The following is a 17,819-nucleotide window of genomic DNA, read 5'->3' as shown; positions in this document are numbered from 1 at the left end:
CTCGGCATCGGGACGATACCGGCTAACGGGTAAAATGCCCGCTGCGGCCGCCGCTTTTTTCTTCGAGTTGGATGAATTCGATTTGCATGGCTCGGTCGACGCTCTTGCACATGTCGTAGATGGTGAGTGCTGCAACGGAGACGGCCGTAAGGGCTTCCATTTCGACCCCTGTCTTGGCGGTGACCTCTGCGGTGGCCTCGATCCGTAGGGCGTCCTGGTCGACCTCAGAGAAAGCGATACTTACGGCATCGAGCGGAAGGGGATGACAAAGGGGAATCAGTTCGCCGGTTCGTTTGGCTGCCATGATCCCCGCCAGGCGGGCAACTTCCAGTACGTCGCCTTTGGCAAGTTTGCGATCCAGGATCAATTGTCGCGTCGCAGGTTGCATCCGGACGATTCCACTCGCACGGGCTAAACGATGAGTGATCGGTTTATCGCCGACATCGACCATTCGGCTGGCACCGGCTTCGTCGAAGTGGGTGAGATCGGTCATAGTTCTCCGATAGCTAAAGTCGCTAATCGAATGATCATACTCAAAGCCGTGGCAATTAGACCAACAACGACAAGTGCGCGACATATGTCTCGAAAAGACTGTCCGGATTGTTCGTCTTTATTGGTCGATTCAGAATCGGATTGAGTCCTAAATTCTCTCAATATTTGTTGGGCTTTAACGAGGTCCGTATCGCCGACAAGTACGTTCACATTCCCTGGAGCCTCAGCTCGAAAGCCCGAAGTGAACTCGCCTGTGAGAAAAGCATCGATACCATGCTCTTCGAGGACAGCTACAATCATCGCTGCTTCCATGTCCGTACGGACTTCGGTGAGCTTCGTTGGATTTGGAGCTGTGGTCGACATGACTTGATTCTATTCGCCGAATCAATAAAAGTCTTGCCGAAATCAATAAAAAAACCTCGCTGCCATTTCTGACAGCGAGGTTCTTGAGCGGGGTAGGGGCGACAGTTCGGGAGAACCCAGCCGCCCGGCAGTTGAATCATTCAACAGCCCCTGATTCTATATTTAACCACCAGCGAAACTTTTACCGGCGGGTTGTGATATCTAGACCAACTCTTTCTTCGCACCGATGAGGGTTCGTAGTCTTTCGGCCAACAGAGCGGCGTCGAAAGGCTTCTTGAACGTCTCGTTGATGCTTGATCGATCGAAGCTTGCCGTGGTGCCATCATCTGGCAGCAGGGCGATCAAAATGGTTTCGGCAAAGTCACTGCTGCGGCGCAGGTTCTGGCAGATTTGCAGGGCTTCGACCTGACCGATTGAAAAATCGACGATGATGCAATCGGGGTGGAAACTTTCGGCCTGGATCCCGGCCTCGAATCCGCTTGCAGCGGTGGAGGTGCGGAATGCTCTCTCGGCGGGTAGTTCACGTTTCAGGTTTTCGATCAGCACTTGGTCCTGGGCAACGATCAGGACTTTGGCCATCGCTTCATCTTCCAAATCTCCCAAGGGCATACCATGCTCTTTGAGGAAGCGGATTAGATATTCGCGGGGAATTCGTCGGTCCTGGGAACCGGGAATTCGATAGCCCTTCAATCGCCCTGAGTCAAACCATTTGCTGACCGTGCGCGGGGCCACTTTGCAGATCTTGGCGACCTGACCAGTTGTAAAGACCTTCATCACGGGTACTCCAATAATGTCTTGCGTTTCGCTGGTCGCGCTAGGGGCACTTACCCTCTAGCCGCGTATCCCTATCTGTGCTTCAGACTGGCTCGGGCTTCCCTGTGGCCAGTACGGTGTTCTGAATTGCACACCTGGGTCGGGATACATAGTTTGCATGGTGGGTTGGCTCAGGTCCTTCTGATCCGCTCCGTCATGTTCTTCCATCGGCAATGCAAGCATAGGAAGATTGGCAAAATTCGTTAAATTGGAGATTGTAGTGAACAATCCTTCCAACTCTTACAATTAAACCAATTCTTATGCTTCCAATCCCGAGGGATCGGTAAGTAATGGTGGCGCGAGAGAGAGCGTACCGCTAGCGTGGTGGGTGGGCGCTACCGCAGTTGCGGCAACGTTATCCCTTAACTTGGCAGGCTCCCCCCTGCGTGGATCACTTTGGTTGACTCCCATTTGGCAGACAACCAAAACAATCCTTCCGAAGGTTAGTTTCGATTCAAATGGGGGTCCGACTTTAGAAACTTTCCCGAATCAGGCAGAGAGGACCGGTTATGACGGCTGTAGCCAAGATTTGGTTTCTGTCTGTCGTATGTTTCAAGGCCACACTAAAGAGTGGTTTCAGGCTGCCTGGGCACCAGTTGAGTTGGTGTTTTCGTCCTGATTTGATTGCACAGACTGGCGAATCTGCCCGTCGGCACTGACATCTTCGAATCTCACGGATACGTGTTTCGAGATACCTGATTCCTGCATAGTGATGCCATAGAGGGTGTCGGAACAGGACATCGTGCGTTTGCTGTGGGTGATGACGATGAACTGGGTGGAAGACATGAACTCACGCAAGACATCTACGAAGCGGTCGATGTTTGCTTCGTCGAGAGCCGCATCGACTTCGTCCAGCACGCAAAAAGGAGTGGGGCGACTGCGGAAGATTGCTAGCAACAACGCCACGCACGTCATGGTCCGTTCCCCACCAGATAGCAGCGACATACTGCGAGGTTGCTTTCCGGGAGGACGGGCAACTATCTCGATACCGCATTCGAGTACATCGTCGGTCTCGCTCTCTTCCATAATGATATCAGCCTCACCACCGCCGAAGAGGCTGCGGTAAAGCTCCTGGAAATGCCCCCGCACCAAGTTGAGGGTTTGCACAAAAATATCGCGACTTTCCACATTGATATTCAATACCAACTGTTCCAGGCGTGTTTTGGCCAGTCGCAGGTCTTGGTATTGTTTGGCGAGTGAGGCGTGACGCTCCTCAATTGCCTCCAGCTCGGAGAGTGCCTCAAGATTAACGGGGCCTACGCCCGAGAGCTGCTCGCGCAAGTTGCGGATCTCAGTCTCGACCGCAGGACGGTCTGGTATTTCCACGGGCGGTTCGGTGACTGCCAGCAGGGCAATGTCTAAGCGATAGTCTTCAGTAAGTCGCTCGGCGATTTCTCGGCGTTGGTTTTCTCTCTGCTGCTGTTTCAGTTCAATTTGCTGAAGTAGTGATTGTTTTTCCAGCAATTGCGAGCGGAGCCCTTCTGCATTGCGACTCGAAGCGGTTCGCTCTTTTCGAAGTTGCTCCAGGCGAAAATTCCAATCGGCAAGCTCCGTAGTGAGTCGGTCCTTCTCGCTGTAGAGTTCTGCCAGCTCGCTGGTCAGATCGAGGACAGACTGTCGGAGAGTCTCTTGTTGGGTGCGGCAATCGACTGTTCGCTGTCTGGTTTCCTCCAGGGCTTTGTCGTGCTCCTGGTGGTCGCGGCGAAGCTGCTCCATCTGATGGCGGAGGCCGTCGCGGCGTTGCTCGCTGCGGGCTAAGGCGACGCGGATATCTGTCAGGCTTGGCTGAAGGACGGTGACCTGCTGTTCGAGTCGTGATGCTTGTTCGGTGTGCAGATTGAGTTGGTGCTGCAATCGCTGCTGTAGCAAATGCCGATTGGCGAGTTGGCTCTTGAGATCGGCTAGTTCATTGGCCGCGGAGGTTGCTTTCTCGTCGGCCTCTTTGAGTTGTGCCTCGGCCTCGGAGAGCGTTTCGTTTGCCCTGTCGAGGCGATCACGGGCAGAAGCGACTTTCATGAGTGTCTCGTTCACAGCCCGAGACGCTTTTTCCTGCTGGGAAGTCAACCTTGCCAGGGCTTGTTCGTCATTATGCACCGCAGTTTCCAATCCCGTGCAGTGTTCCTGCTGAGAGAGGATTTTTTGCTGCATGTCGCGGATTTCGTCCACTAGTGCCCGCAACTCGCTGCGGCGGGACAAGAGCCCCATCGAGGCCTGCCGAGGGCCTACGGTCAGTGTGCCATCCGCGGTGAGGACCTCTCCTACGACAGTGACGAAATTGAGTCCCCGCCCTACCCCTTTGGACAAACCAAAGGCCGTATTCAGGGAATCCACAAACCAATGCCGGGCCAATAAACGCCGAGCTAAAGGTGCCAGGTCAGGGGCTATTTCGACAAATTGATCAGCTCGGCCGATAATTCCAGGCTCGCCGGAGAGATCGATGCGATCGACCGCGCTGGCGGGAAGTGGGACATCGAGTCGCAAGAAGCTCGTGCGACCGAACCAATCCGACTCGGCCATTTCGGTCATGCGGGAGTCGACTTGCTCGATCACGAGGCAGTTGGCTTTTTCTCCCAGGGCAATCTCGACGATGGAGGCCGTATCGGCATCGACGTGCAAGAGGTCGGCGACCACGCCACGAACTCGGCCAAACGGTCCGTCAGGCTCGGACTTGGCCAGACGCAGTACTTCTTTGGTACCGGCGCTTAGGCCGTCCAATTGTCTCTCCAATTCCTCAAGTACGAGAGAGCGTTCCTTGGCTCCGCTGAGACGCCCTTTATGGTCGGCCAGTGCGGCCTGTGCTTTGGCTAATTGGCCGCGATGGTCGCGAACTTTTTCTTGAGTCGCCACGAGTTCTTGCTGAGCCTGCTGAGCGACCCCCTCTTGTTGTCGCAAAAGATCGTTGGCGATGGCAAAGTGGCCGCTAGATTCGGATTTTGCTTCCCGGGCTTCGTCGGCTTCTAAGCGGAGTCGGTCACCTTCTGTAATTGCCGCAAAGTGTTGAGACTCTACAACTTGTATACGGTGTTCAAGTTGGGTGGTTTCACGAAAGGCCTCCGTGGTCTCACTTCGGCACGTGGCCAAGTCGCTGCGACACTGGGCCAGCGCTGACTGGGCGAGGTCGAGTTCTGCCTGTTGTTGCCGGACTTGGCCCTCAAGCTCGTCATAGCGTGTTTCGGATTCTTGCAACTGGGCTTGGTTCTCTGCCACCATCTGCTGAGCACTTCCGGCACGAGAGCTCATAGATAGCAACTGTTTCTCAAGGCGCTGCGTTTCTTCAACCAGTTCATCACCACGGGCGAGTTGGCTGCGACGTAAGGATTCGCTCTGTGCGATCCGTTCCCTTACAGAGGTTGACTGCGATGTGGCCTCTCGGGATTGGGCTTGCAGGTCGTCAGTTGCCTGTTCCACGGCTTGCACTTGTTCGTCGTGAACCGCAACTGTCTTGCGGGCCGCTTCAACTTCCGCTCGGAGTGAGTTGGCTTCTTGTTGAGAGGTTTCGAGCGTGGCGGAGAGTTTTCGCCAGTCGGCTAGTCCAGCTTGAGTTCTTAGTTTGCGAAGCCGATCGGAGAATTCTTTGTATTTGCGTGCCCGACCGGCTTGGCTGCGTACGCTGCGAAGACGCGATTCGAGTTCTTCCACGATATCAGAGAGTCGCAGCAGATTCTGCTCAATACGTTCAAGACGTCGGGTTGCCTCTTGGCGCTTGAGTTTAAATCGACTTACACCAGCGGCCTCTTCGAAAATGAGGCGGCGCTCCTTGGGAGAAGACTGCAAGAGAGCATCAACCTTGCCTTGCTCGATGATGCTGTAGGCACCTGTCGTGACGCCGATGCCTGCGAATATCTCGCGTATGTCACGTAGTCGGCACACCTCTCGGTTTAAGAGGTACTCCGCTTCGCCGCTGCGGAGTACTCGGCGAGTGACATGCACGACTTCGTCGTCGACATCAAGAATGCGGGCCGAGTTATCGAACGAGAGCGTTACTTCGGCAGCATTGGCCTGTTTACGACTTCGAGAGCCACTGAAAATGACATCTGTCATCTCAGAGCCGCGAAGCGCTTTGGCACTCTGGCTTCCTAAGACCCACTTGATCGCATCGACGACGTTCGATTTCCCAGAACCATTGGGGCCCACCACCGCCGTGATGCCGCTGGGGAACTCCAGACGCGTACGGTCGGCAAAGCTCTTGAAGCCATTGAGTTCGAGGGCCTTGAGCATGGTGGAAGCGTAAGGTGGTTTTCACCACTCCGAAGAGGGTTGGAATTGGGCAAAAATAGCGGCGAAGCTTAGCAGATTGCCCAGCGGACCTGGAGGGCAGAACCCTCGGCATTTAGAGGCTAGCTAGCAACGAAAAACGCCAAAAACCTGCGAATCGCTGCTCTTTGGGAGCTATACTGGAGTAGGAGATAATCTCGCCAATATGCTTTAACTAGCCCCCTCAGAGGCCTATCCATGCGTCTGTTTACCACTGTCCTAGCTTTGTTGATTGTTTGTCTCTTCTGCTCGACGCTGGTAGCTCAGGAGGAGATTCCTGCCGATGACCATCAAGGAGTCTACCGGCTCGATCCAAGAACGGATCGTAATGATTTGATCCTGGTTCCTGCCAACGAGATCAAGCCAGGGTTCACTTACAATTACTATTCACAGATTCTAAATCGCCGCGTGTGGGGATTTGCGAAAGAAGACCGCTCGTTTGAGTATGCTTTCGGCGAGGGAACGATTGTGCCCACCAGCCGATTCGACTTACGCCTCTCCGAGGAAGCCCAAATGAAAATCCTTGAGGAACGAGTCCCCAGATTGAAACAAGACTTGGAAGGTTTGGGACGATCTGCCGCCGTGCAACTAGATGCAGCGGGCCAATGGAAACTCTTGAGCTATACCACGTCGGCTAGAGTATTTGATCTGCTCACCAGCGAGCGCTGGGAATGGCACGGGAAACGACGGTTGGGAGTTGTGAATGTTTTTGGCAATCTATGGCAGATTGTTGACGGGAAGTATGAGCCGATGGTTGCAGGTTGGGTAGTTTGTCGCTAGATTTCGGCGCGTCTCAATGCATGTTCTATGTGCAATCTATTTCTAAGTGCGCCGCCTAGCTAGGGGAGACCTGACGAAAAAGGTGAGCATCCCGCATAGTGCCAAACTGCGTGGCTCAGGCACTGCGAGTTGTTTTCCCACAGCATCAAGGGTTTGATTCCACGGGAAGTATTGTCCTGGATCACTCCGATTCCATGGTTGTACCTGCGCATGCGCAACAATCCCTGCTACATTGAGTTGATTGCTGGGAAAGTCATAGGCATCACCCACGGGATGGATAAGCGGGATTTGGGGATAGGCCTGGAGTATCCAGGCCAGTAGGTTTTCTAACGAACTTAGGTTTCTTTCGTTCCACGTGGATCGAAAGCCTGCAAACCCTACCATCTCAATTCCAATGGAACGGCTGTTGTAATAAGTCGCATGCCAAGCCCGCTTCGAGGGTTCGACCATTTCATAGATGGTTCCGTTGGGGGCGATAACAAAATGGGCACTTACCTGACTGGAAGCGGTTTGAAAGATATTCAGCGGACCTGCAAGATCCACTTCGGTGGTGTGGATTACGACACTGTCGACGACGGGGGAACTATCTCGCGTACCAAAGTTGGGGCTTGGTATCCAAGTGGTTGGAGGCTTAGCAATCGTGGTAGGTCCTGGCTCGAATGAGATGCAAGCACCTCGACCACACTGAGCACTTGTACTAGATTGCAAAAGGATAATGCTGGACAAAGTGGCGACAGGAAGAAGGAGTACGCGGAGTATAGTCAGGTAGCATTCATGGACGCTTTTTTGCTTCATAAATCTATTAGCCCTTCTCGAAAAAAAAGACGCCACAAATCTAGCACTCGCTTCGTTCAGAACAAAGCGCGTGACTGGATATATGGCGTCTTGAGCGTTAGCAGTAACTCGGAGAAAACACGAATTTAGTGATTGTAACTTACGAAATCTTAAAAACATACTAAACAAGGCTTCTCGCGAGAGCAAGTGACCACTTCTCCAATAGACGACAAGGCTTGCTTTCGAGGGAAAATAGCTATTATGCAAGCCGTGCTGTATCACCGCTGTGGCGAGCAACCTTTCTTGCAAACTGTTCCAGATCCGACACCGAAACCCGATGGGGCAGTGATTCGTGTTGAAGCGACTGGATTGTGTCGCAGCGACTGGCATGGCTGGCAAGGGCGTGATCCCGATATCCGCTCGTTTCCTCACATTCCTGGCCACGAATTTGCTGGAGAAGTGGTGGCAGTAGGTAAGGATGTCCGTCACAACCTGATTGGTCAGCGTGTGACGATGCCGTTTGTCGCAGGTTGCGGTACGTGCCATGAATGCGCGAGTGGAAATCAACAAGTGTGTGATCACCAATTCCAACCAGGGTTCACGGCTTGGGGTTCGTTCGCCGAATATGTTGCAGTGCGATATGCGGAAGGCAACCTAGTACCCCTGCCTGGCAACATAACAAGCGCGGCAGCTGCAAGCCTAGGTTGCCGCATGGCAACCGCTTACCGAGCGGTTGCTATCCAAGGTGCTGTGAGAGAGGGAATGTGGATGGCTGTCCACGGCTGCGGCGGAGTCGGCCTGTCGTCGGTGATGATTGGCGCGGCGCTCGGTGCCCGCGTGATTGCCGTCGATGTTCGCTCCGAGCCACTCCAATTGGCGCAACAATTGGGTGCCGAGGCGATTCTCAATGCCAGTGACTTCGGAGACATTCCCGCGGCGATACATGGACTGACTGGTCGAGGAGCAGATGTGTCCCTGGATGCCTTGGGGAGCAACGCAACTTTTGCGAATTCGATCCTCTCGCTCCGCAAGCGAGGACGGCATGTGCAAGTAGGCTTGTTGACAGAAGAGGCGACGTTGCCGGTCGCTCCGATGAGTCGACTCATCGCCTGGGAACTGGAAGTCGTCGGTAGCCATGGCATGCAGGCACATGCCTATCCGGAGTTATTTAAGCTAATCGAGTCAGGCAAGTTGGCACCAGAACGACTTGTTGATCGGGTTTTGCCACTGGAGACAGTACCCCAGGAACTCGCGGCGATGGGGGAATATATGGGCTGCGGTGTGACTCTTTTTGAGCCTTAAAGCGAATCTCCTCAGCGAGAAAGGGCGCTGGGAAACCAAGTGACTGGAGCTTTGGGGCGTAGAAAACACGCTCCGCTTGGTCGAGCAGGACTCGACTGCCGAGTCGCGGCTAACGAATTTTTGGCAGATTTTTTCAGAATGTGCTTGCAACGCCTCGGAACGACGATAACTTAAGTTGAAGTGAACAGGTGTTCATGTTCGGAAGTTTGCTCAAAAACCTATTCTAGCGAGGAGTTATGCCATGTCTGCCGCAACTCTTGAACGGAAAACCGCTATGACGGATCGTGCAAATCAGGTTCTCAAGGAAGTGTTTGGTTTCGACGAATATCGCCCTGGGCAGGAGCAGGCGATTCGCCAGTTGCTTGCCGGGAGTTCGTCGGTGGCGATTTTCCCCACGGGAAGTGGCAAGAGTCTGTGTTATCAATTGCCCGCTTTGATGTTGGATGGGCTGACTGTGGTGATTTCTCCGCTGATTGCACTGATGAAGGATCAATTGGATTTTCTGCGGGAGAAGAACGTACCCGCGGCGCGCCTGGATTCAACGTTGGATCGGGCTGAAGCGGTGCAAGTCTACAATGATCTCCGCAGTGGTCACACGCGGTTGCTGTACGTGTCGCCGGAGCGATTGGCCAATGAGCGATTCTTGCAACTTCTCGCCCAGCAGAAAATCGCCCTTCTGGCAGTGGACGAGGCGCATTGCATCAGTGCCTGGGGGCATAATTTTCGTCCCGACTATCTCCGTATTGCAGAGCTTGCCAAGCGGCTAAAGGTCGAGCGTGTCCTTGCCCTGACAGCTACGGCCACGCCTGAGGTAGTTGCCGACATCGCTGAGGCGTTCAGTGTCGAACCGGAGCATGTCGTGCATACGGGGTTCTATCGTGCAAACTTGGAAATCCACGTGACAGCCTGCGACGATAGTGAGCGACGTCGTTTGCTGGCCAAGAAACTCTCGTCGCGGCCGAGAGGACCGGCCATCGTATATGTTACCCTCCAGCGGTCAGCAGAGCAGTTAGCGGAGTTTCTGGAAGACAAAGGATTTTCCGCTCAGGCCTATCACGCCGGTATGAAGCCAGAAGAGCGGACCGAAGTACAGGAGGCCTTTATGGCTGCCGACGATATGATCGTCGTGGCAACGATCGCCTTTGGGATGGGAATCGATAAGGCGAACATACGCGGGGTCTATCACTTCAATTTGCCGAAGAGCCTCGAAAGCTACCAACAAGAGATCGGTCGCGCAGGCCGCGATGGTAAGCCAGCTGTGTGCGAAATGCTTGCCTGTCGCAATGACTTGGTGACGCTGGAGAATTTTTCCTACGGCGATACTCCAACCGAATTGGCAGTGCGTGACTTGACGAAGGAACTACTCTCTGGAGGAGAGGAGATCGAAGTCTCGGTGTACGAACTGTCAGGGCGCTACGATGTGCGCGATTTGGTTGTGAAGACTCTGCTTACGTATCTCGAATTGGAAGGGATTCTGCAGTCGACCGGGCCAAAATACACCGAGTACAAATTCCAACCGCAACGACCTTCGCTTGAAGTCTTGCAGCAATTCGATGACGAACGGGCACAATTTCTCCGCAGTGTGCTCCAGTTGGCCAGGAAAGGTAGGACGTGGCTGACGATTGACGTCGCCGCAGCGAGTGAGCGACTTGTGCAGCCCCGAGAGCGAATCGTCGCTGCGCTCGACTATCTGGACCAACGCGGAGACATCGTACTGCAAACTGCCGGAGTGCGATTTGGCTACAAAGTACTCAAACGTGTTGCTGACCTAGAGGGTTTGGTCCATTCGATACAGGAAAAGTTTGAGATGCGCGAAGAGCAGGATATCGATCGCTTGCGACGGGTGATATCTCTGGTAGAAAGCCCTGGCTGCTATACGGATAATCTACTTGAGTATTTTGGGGAAGAACATGGCAAGTGCGGACACTGCGGTCGATGCCAGGGAGCGCCTCAGCAGGTGTTGCCTCTTTCCACGGGAGCAGCAATCTCTACCGCAGACCGCGCTGCTGCTAAACAGCTTCTGTCAGAGCGCAGCCCGGCATTGAAACACCCACGTCAGCTTGCCCGATTTCTGTGCGGCATTACATCCCCTGCATCCTCTCGTGCCAAACTCCGCGGCCACCGGGACTTCGGACGTTTGGTGAGTGTGCCGTTTGCTGAAGTTCTTGAGCTGGCGGAAGATGTTGCATAAATTCGTAGCCTTTTGCGTCTTGCGACGTGGGTAAGAAATACCCCACTGAGCTCTCGCTCAAACTCGATTAGCGAGTGGGCAGATTCGCACACTTCATACCGGAGTCGCACAAGGCTGCGCGGTTTAGTGCAGCGCTAACGCCCAATGATAATGCGAAAACCGCTGATTCTTGGCAGTGTTTTGTCAAATTAATCTGACTGGCATCTCGTTTGCAGCAATGGTCTCAGATGCTCAATGGAGTGTTCTTGTCTCGCTTTGCCCGTTTGAGTGAGTTCAGCCATGACGATTACCAATTCGTGGATCTGCTCGAAAAGCACAGCAAAGCAGCAATATGTGATGTTGCATTCTTTACTCGATGCCTTAGAAAGCCGATTTGCTTCGCAGGAGTTGGCCAATCGAAGTCTGGTTTCCCTGCTGAATTCACTAGCATCGCACTTGCAAACGCATTTTGAGTTTGAAGAGTCGGAAGACTACTTTAGCAGTCTAAGCAAACGTGCGCCTCGGCTCAGTAGTGAAATTGCTCGACTCCAAGCTGAGCATCACGAATTGCTGCGAGAAGTTGACGACATGATTGCAAAGGCAAGAGTCGCATTTGCTGAGCACAAGCAGACCCCTACTTTGGCTTGTCAATACATAGAGTTTCTGAAACAGTTTGAGGAGCATGAGGCTGCTGAGAAGAAACTGCTGCAAGAAGCTTACAATCTCGATATCGGTTCTAAAGATTGAGAAACAAGAAGGGCCGGCAGACGAATCGCCTGTCGGCCCTTACGTCGAATTCTAGAAAGCAATTACTATTTGCTGTTTGCCAGGGCCGCTTGGGCAGCGGCAAGGCGGGCGATGGGAACACGGAAAGGACTGCACGACACATAGTCCAGACCTACCGTGTGGCAGAAATGGATTGAGTCGGGATCGCCACCGTGTTCACCACAGATGCCACACTTAAGGTCCTTCTTTACTGAACGGCCTTTGGTCACGCCCATCTCCACAAGTTGGCCGACACCGCTCGTGTCGAGTGATTGGAATGGATCGCGTGGTAGGATTTCTTCGCTCAAGTAATCAGGCAAGAAAGTATTAATGTCGTCACGGCTGTAGCCAAACGTCATCTGGGTCAAGTCATTCGTGCCGAAGCTGAAGAAATCGGCCGCGGGGCTGATTTCGTCGGCCGTGAGGGCAGCTCGGGGAATCTCGATCATGGTACCAATGAGGATGTCTAACTTGCCTTTGTACTTCTTGTCGGCCTTGACATCTTCAATCACCTTGCGAGTTCGATCGCCAAGCAGCTGGAGTTCAGTTGCGGTTCCAACCAGGGGTATCATGATTTCAGCTTGGGCATCAATCTTCTTCTGTTTGCAGGCAATCACAGCCTCGGTGATGGCGGTGACCTGCATGTCGAGAATCTCGGGATAAGTAACTGCCAATCGACAACCCCGGTGACCAAGCATTGGGTTTTGTTCGTGCAAGGCGGTGACGCGGTTCTTGACGTCAGCCCGTTTGACGTTGAGTCGTGAGGCCATTTCAGCTTGGCTCTTGTCGTCATGAGGCAGAAATTCATGAAGCGGCGGATCGAGCAGGCGTATCGTGACTGGTAAACCCTTCATGGCCGTGAAGATGCCAATGAAATCTTTTCGTTGCACAGGCAACAGCTTTTTGAGTGCTTTCTTGCGATCCTCTTCGTTGTCGGCGAGGATCATTTCACGCATCGCCATGATGCGATCCCCTTCGAAGAACATGTGCTCGGTCCGACAGAGGCCAATGCCTTGGGCTCCGAAATCGCGAGCCCGTTTTGCGTCAGCCGGGGTATCGGCATTGGTACGGACCTTCATGGTGCGATATTTGTCGGCCCACTCCATCACCTTGGAGAAGTCGCCCGAAAGTTTTGGCGATTGGGTGGCGATTTCGCCTTCCATCACTTCGCCGGTCGAGCCATCAATTGAAATAACATCCTTGTGGGTGAAGACCTTGTTTCCGACTTTGATCTTGCGAGCCTTCTCGTCGATGGTGATTTCGCCTGCACCGGCAACACAACAGCGTCCCCATCCACGAGCGACTACGGCCGCATGGCTCGTCATACCACCCGTACTCGTCAGAATACCTGCAGCGGAGTGCATGCCGTCGATGTCTTCGGGATTGGTTTCTTTACGAACAAGCAAGACTTGCTCCCCTTCGAGGGTGCGATCAACCGCTTCTGCAGCGGTGAAGGCGGGCTTGCCGAATGCGGCACCCGGGGAAGCAGGGAGGCCGACAGTCAATAGACGGCCTTCTTTCTTGGCGGCCTGCTTGGCAGCAGGGGTGAAACTAGGGAGCAAGAGTTGCGTCAAGTCGCCGGCAGGAATCCGCATTACGGCTTCCTTTTCGGTGATCAATTTTTCTTTGACCATATCGCAGGCGATCTTCACGGCGGCAGCACCGGTGCGTTTGCCATTGCGAGTCTGCAACATGTAAAGCGTTTTGTTCTCGATCGTAAACTCGATGTCTTGCACGTCGCGGTAGTGCTTCTCGAGTTGATCCTTGATCTTCATGAGTTGGTCGTAGGCTTTCTTGTCCCACTTGGCCATTTTCTCAACAGGCTCAGGAGTACGAATACCCGCAACGACGTCTTCGCCTTGGGCATTGATGAGGAATTCACCGTAGAACTTGTTTTCGCCGGTCGAGGGATTCCGTGTGAACGCCACACCGGTACCCGACTCGTCGCCCATGTTGCCAAACACCATCGATTGCACGTTGACGGCAGTGCCCAGGAGTCCCGTAATATTTTCTACTTGGCGATACTTGACGGCTCGGGGCTGCATCCAGCTCTTGAAAACGGCTTCGATAGCCAGTTCAAGTTGCTTGATGGGATCTTGGGGAAAAGGTTTCCCGAAATGCTTTTTGAAAACATTCTTGTACTCTTCACAAAGCTTGACCATGCCTTCCAACGGCACATCATTGTCTGTGGCAGCCTTGTAGCGTTTCTTGATCTTGTCGAAAACTTCTTCAAAGTGTTCGTGATCGACGCCGCAAACGACGTCGCCGTACATGTTGATCAAGCGGCGATAGGCATCGTAGGCAAAACGTTTTTCGCCGGTGGCATTTGCCAAACCGACGACCGCTTCGTCGTTCAGTCCCAGATTCAAGATCGTGTTCATCATGCCCGGCATCGATGACGCGGCACCAGACCTCACAGAGACCAGCAGCGGCATCTTCGTGTCGCCAAATTTCTTGCCGAGTTCCTTTTCCAAGGTCCCGACATTGTGCTTCACCTCGTCCATCAGGCCGGGAGGGAGTTTGCTGCCACTCTTGTAGTAGAGATCGCAGACCTCGGTAGTGATAGTGAAGCCAGGAGGAACGGGGAGTCCGATGCTGGTCATTTCCGCCAGATTGGCTCCTTTGCCTCCGAGGAGGGTCTTTTGCTTGCCGTTGCCTTCGGTCTTGGTTTTGCCGAAGTAATAGATCATCTTGGTCGAGTTTTTTGCCATGCTTGGTTTGTCCTTACAATTTATGCTTTACCTGCAGGAGGTTTCCTGCACGACGATTGATTCGCTGATTTCTTCCCGCTAGAGTCGTAAGATGGCCCACGCGAGAATCAAAAGCTACCCGAGTAGCAGCTTCTGAACTTGAGCGACCCACGCCAGCGGCCGCCAGGGGACCAGTCGGGCTAGACTTGGTGAGAAAATCGAACCAGTTAATCTAGTTAGGCTTGCCAGGATCGTCAAGGAGATGGATGTGTTCTAAGTGCCCTAAGGGTTCTTTTTTCAGGTGAAAACGCGAAGAAACCGGGCGACACCCTCAAGAGAATAGTTGAATCCATGGCCAGTACCAAAGCCCAAACCGTAGCCACTGCGATGCTCTTTGAGACAGGTTTGGGGTTTCTCGGAGTCTTGGTAGCCTGGCTGGGATCGATTTCGCTCCAGCAGCGACTGTCCCTTTCTCTTGATGCAGTATTGCGCGGTTTGATTGCCAGCTTGCCGATGATCGTGCTGCTGTTTGCTGCGTACGAAGTTGAATGGCAACCACTGGTGAAACTGCGGCGCGATGTAGAACAGGTGGTGAGGATCATCTTTGCAGGATGTGGCTGGCCTGAGTTCTTGCTGGTGAGTTTAGCAGCCGGAGTCGGAGAAGAAATTCTCTTTCGCGGGGCACTGCAACCGCTCTTGATCTCTTGGACGAATCCCTGGTTTGGGATTGTCATAGCTGCATTACTTTTCGGTTTGGCTCACGCGATGAGTACGACTTACTTTTTGGCCGCTACTGTTATCGGTATCTATTTCGGCTGGTTGATGTTGGCCTACGATGATCTGGTCGCCCCGATGGTCGCCCATGCCTTCTACGATTTTGTCGCGTTGGTTTATGTTCAGTATCGAGCGCGCGAGGATCGCAACAGTCCACCCGCCGACTGATGAGCCAAACGGGTTGGCTCGGGAAGTCGATAGCCTTGGCAGCAATCCAGTACGAAATCGAGAGCCGTCGGCAGTTCGATGTTGTGTCCTACTGAGATGTAGAGTGGTTTTACGTTGGCACGCGTGCGCAAGACCGCTCCAATGAGTTCGTTGCCATCAAAGAGATCCGTGTAGCAGCCAGCTTGTTCATGTGGTTCGTCGTGCGTGCCGATCAGTCGCGACTTTGCGCAGCCGATCGTTGGTTTGCCGAGCAATACTCCCAGATGTGCCGCTAGCCCGAACCGACGGGGATGGGCGATTCCTTGCCCGTCGACGAGCATCAGATCGGGTTCGATCTGCAGTTTCTCGTAGGCTGCGAGGATCGCGGGGCACTCGCGGAAGGTGAGCAACCCTGGCACATAGGGAAAAGACACCTTTTGGCGCTGGGTAGCGACGTCGACGAGTTCGAGTGTCGGATAGTCTAACACAACGATTGCTGCGGTTACCTGAGCAGCTTTCAGACTGACGTCGACGCCGGCGACATGGCGAATTCGGCGCAGACTGGCGGCGTTTTTCTGGCGAACTCGGTTGCGAAATCGCTCCTGAATTTCCCGAGCTTCGGTGGGAGTGACGTTCCAGGAGTGAAGGGAACGAAGGCTCATTTCAATTCTTCATTGTCTCTTCAGGAATTGCTTCCAACTTGGCCATGTTGGTCAACCTGGTCATGTTGGCCACGTATTTCTAAATATAAAATCGCGGTTGGGATAATTATTTGGGGTTTGCGATAGCCACGAAAAGCACGAGAAGGCACGAAAAAAAATGGTAGCCAAGTCTGTACCCACCTCCCATTTTATGGACTTTTGTGTTTCTTGTGGCCATCACATACTTCTCCAATATTCTGTTATTTGACTCATGCTCGCAAAGGTTACCCTTTCCACATTGTTAGAACAGGAGGCAACCGAGCTAACGGAGCTCTCACGCTTAGCCTTCTCTGTTAGCTCCTGTTCAAAAAAAGTTCATCGGGATTCGGAGTATGGATTACAGGTTGATTCTTCTAGATTTTACCTGGTTCACTTTTCTTCTCTGTGCATTTTTTCTCTTCACGATCTGTGGCTTAAGTTCTTCCAGAACTTTAGTGAGTGAATTGCAATAGTGAGGTCGAATGTGCTTGACCCATGCATGTTGGAGATAAAAAGCTCCGAAGGAGCGGCGCTATGAAAGCCCTGGGCAAGTGAAGGTGAGGTTCACGATCCTTCGCGCCGTCCAGGGTATGTTATCAAAAAATTTCTTCGTCCGAGCGAGACGCTGTGTGTCCCGTCGGTACGGTGCCGAGGACGAAATAAACCGTGCGAATTTCGGCCTCGGCAATGGATTTCCAGCACCCCTCGCCATCTGCTCGGCCGAGGAAGAGGATACGAATCAAACCCTGGGCGGCGGCCCAACTCGCTAGAGCTCGTTGTGCCTTGCCCAGGGCTTTCATAGCGCCGTCCCGTTGGGACTAATTCAACCAGTGCTAGGTTCTAAAGGCCTGTCTTGCTCCAAAAGTAGCCACTATAGAATCTGAAGAGCCAATTTTTAAGAGTAACGACTACGCCTAATTTCTAACTCCCACCTTAGCCAATCGGGTGGCACAGTTTCTATAAGAAAATCTGGGAAGGAATTTACCCCCGCGCGACCAAAAACATGGAACTGGAGAAAACGAAGGTAACAGTGAAAAGGGGAACTAATTGAGAGGAACACTAATCTTCGCTGATCTTCACTAATCTGATTAGCGCAGATTAGAGGAGATTAGTGTTCCAATTTCTATCTTTTTCTTTCCCTCCGTTCTCTCGGTTATCTCCTGTTCAATTAATTTACGCACGCTGGGAAGAATTGAATCGTTAGTAGCACAGAGGACACGGAGAGCGCCGAGCAATTGAGGGGGACAGGGGACGTTGTAGGTTTGTAGGTCGTGAACAAGCCGTGCGTAGCGTCGGGCAGATTAGCCCATAGCTGAGAGTCAAGAGTCGAGAGCCCGTCGTCTGGCTCTAGACCCTCGACTCTTCGCTGTCGACCAAGCACGCCGGAAAAGCGTGTTACTCGTTCCAGCCAATGAGAACAGATGGGGACTTGCAACTCCAGAGTTGGTGGTCCCCTGATTGGCCCAATTTACTTCAAAAACTTTTTTTACAAAACAAAACTCCCTCTCATTGGGCCCTCCCGAATTGCTTCAACTCTCTGGCACTGCACGACTTGCGTCGTTGCCATTGTCTGCGGATTATGGTGGTTTTGTAAAACAATATTCTTCAAAATGGGGTCCTTTGAGGAGTGGAAATTGGGCTCTTGCGAGGGTGCTCAGTCGCAGAGATGTGAGTTGAGATGGTTGCGGTGTGAATAGCGTTCGAAAAGTGCGGCGCTTGGCGGGGTGATTTGGCAACTGAAATTTGCAGCGCACAGATGTGCAGTTCTTTGAATTTGGGAAGATACGGGCTTTAGCCCTTATCTTCTCCAGATTC

General features: G+C 53.1%; 13 protein-coding genes. 5 read left to right on the top strand and 8 right to left on the bottom strand.

Features of this window, described 5'->3' with window-relative positions; genetic code table 11:
* Positions 1 to 22: 22 nt before the first annotated feature.
* The 4 genes from moaC to smc all read right to left on the bottom strand — a co-directional run bounded on the left by moaC (position 23) and on the right by smc (position 5,886).
* A complete protein-coding gene (gene moaC, locus Pla144_RS23970) occupies positions 23 to 493 on the bottom strand; it encodes a cyclic pyranopterin monophosphate synthase MoaC (RefSeq protein ID WP_146453243.1) in 471 nt (156 codons plus the stop codon).
* Complete coding sequence (locus Pla144_RS23965) at positions 490 to 855, bottom strand: putative signal transducing protein (RefSeq protein ID WP_146453242.1); 366 nt, start codon at positions 853 to 855, stop codon at positions 490 to 492. The genes moaC and Pla144_RS23965 overlap by 4 nt, the downstream gene beginning before the upstream one ends.
* A 201-nt stretch (positions 856 to 1,056) precedes the next feature.
* On the bottom strand, positions 1,057 to 1,629 hold the full coding sequence (locus Pla144_RS23960; RefSeq protein WP_146453241.1) for a helix-turn-helix domain-containing protein: 573 nt from the start codon (positions 1,627 to 1,629) through the stop codon (positions 1,057 to 1,059).
* Between the two features lie 615 nt (positions 1,630 to 2,244).
* Positions 2,245 to 5,886: a chromosome segregation protein SMC gene (gene smc, locus Pla144_RS23955; RefSeq protein WP_146453240.1), complete on the bottom strand. Its 3,642-nt coding sequence runs from the start codon at positions 5,884 to 5,886 to the stop codon at positions 2,245 to 2,247.
* Between the two features lie 234 nt (positions 5,887 to 6,120).
* Between smc and Pla144_RS23950 the strand changes: the two genes are divergently transcribed.
* Entirely contained in the window at positions 6,121 to 6,702 is a 582-nt protein-coding gene (locus Pla144_RS23950) for a hypothetical protein (protein WP_146453239.1), read from the top strand.
* Between the two features lie 42 nt (positions 6,703 to 6,744).
* On the opposite strand, the gene Pla144_RS23945 is transcribed toward Pla144_RS23950, so the two are convergent.
* Positions 6,745 to 7,410: an N-acetylmuramoyl-L-alanine amidase gene (locus Pla144_RS23945; protein ID WP_197530984.1), complete on the bottom strand. Its 666-nt coding sequence runs from the start codon at positions 7,408 to 7,410 to the stop codon at positions 6,745 to 6,747.
* Between the two features lie 327 nt (positions 7,411 to 7,737).
* Here Pla144_RS23945 and Pla144_RS23940 point away from each other — a divergent pair, with 327 nt between their 5' ends.
* The 3 genes from Pla144_RS23940 (at position 7,738) to Pla144_RS23930 (ending at position 11,695) form a co-directional block, all read left to right on the top strand.
* Positions 7,738 to 8,778 (top strand): zinc-dependent alcohol dehydrogenase family protein, encoded by a 1,041-nt coding sequence (locus Pla144_RS23940; protein WP_146453237.1) that lies wholly within the window; start codon positions 7,738 to 7,740, stop codon positions 8,776 to 8,778.
* A 241-nt stretch (positions 8,779 to 9,019) separates the two neighbouring features.
* Positions 9,020 to 10,969 carry a RecQ family ATP-dependent DNA helicase gene (locus Pla144_RS23935; protein ID WP_197530983.1) on the top strand — a complete coding sequence of 650 codons (1,950 nt, stop codon included), beginning with the start codon at positions 9,020 to 9,022 and terminating at the stop codon, positions 10,967 to 10,969.
* A gap of 279 nt (positions 10,970 to 11,248) precedes the next feature.
* On the top strand, positions 11,249 to 11,695 hold the full coding sequence (locus Pla144_RS23930) for a hemerythrin domain-containing protein (protein ID WP_146453236.1): 447 nt from the start codon (positions 11,249 to 11,251) through the stop codon (positions 11,693 to 11,695).
* Between the two features lie 65 nt (positions 11,696 to 11,760).
* Here the strand turns inward: Pla144_RS23930 and ppdK are convergent, their stop codons facing one another.
* Positions 11,761 to 14,424, bottom strand: coding sequence for a pyruvate, phosphate dikinase (ppdK, locus tag Pla144_RS23925; RefSeq protein ID WP_146453235.1), 2,664 nt, complete (start codon positions 14,422 to 14,424; stop codon positions 11,761 to 11,763).
* 330 nt (positions 14,425 to 14,754) lie between these two features.
* Here ppdK and Pla144_RS23920 point away from each other — a divergent pair, with 330 nt between their 5' ends.
* Positions 14,755 to 15,345 (top strand): CPBP family intramembrane glutamic endopeptidase, encoded by a 591-nt coding sequence (locus Pla144_RS23920; protein ID WP_146453234.1) that lies wholly within the window; start codon positions 14,755 to 14,757, stop codon positions 15,343 to 15,345.
* On the opposite strand, the gene nfi is transcribed toward Pla144_RS23920, so the two are convergent.
* Together nfi and Pla144_RS23910 are read right to left on the bottom strand one after the other, a co-directional pair.
* Complete coding sequence (gene nfi / locus Pla144_RS23915) at positions 15,300 to 15,986, bottom strand: deoxyribonuclease V (protein ID WP_197530982.1); 687 nt, start codon at positions 15,984 to 15,986, stop codon at positions 15,300 to 15,302. The genes Pla144_RS23920 and nfi overlap by 46 nt on opposite strands.
* Positions 15,987 to 16,600: 614 nt before the next feature.
* Entirely contained in the window at positions 16,601 to 16,804 is a 204-nt protein-coding gene (locus Pla144_RS23910) for a hypothetical protein (RefSeq protein WP_146453232.1), read from the bottom strand.
* Positions 16,805 to 17,819 lie beyond the last annotated feature (1,015 nt).

Source organism: Bythopirellula polymerisocia (assembly GCF_007860015.1).
Classification (GTDB): domain Bacteria; phylum Planctomycetota; class Planctomycetia; order Pirellulales; family Lacipirellulaceae; genus Bythopirellula; species Bythopirellula polymerisocia.
Note: the sequence above shows the minus strand (reverse complement) of the source record. Positions and strands in the feature narration are given on the sequence as shown.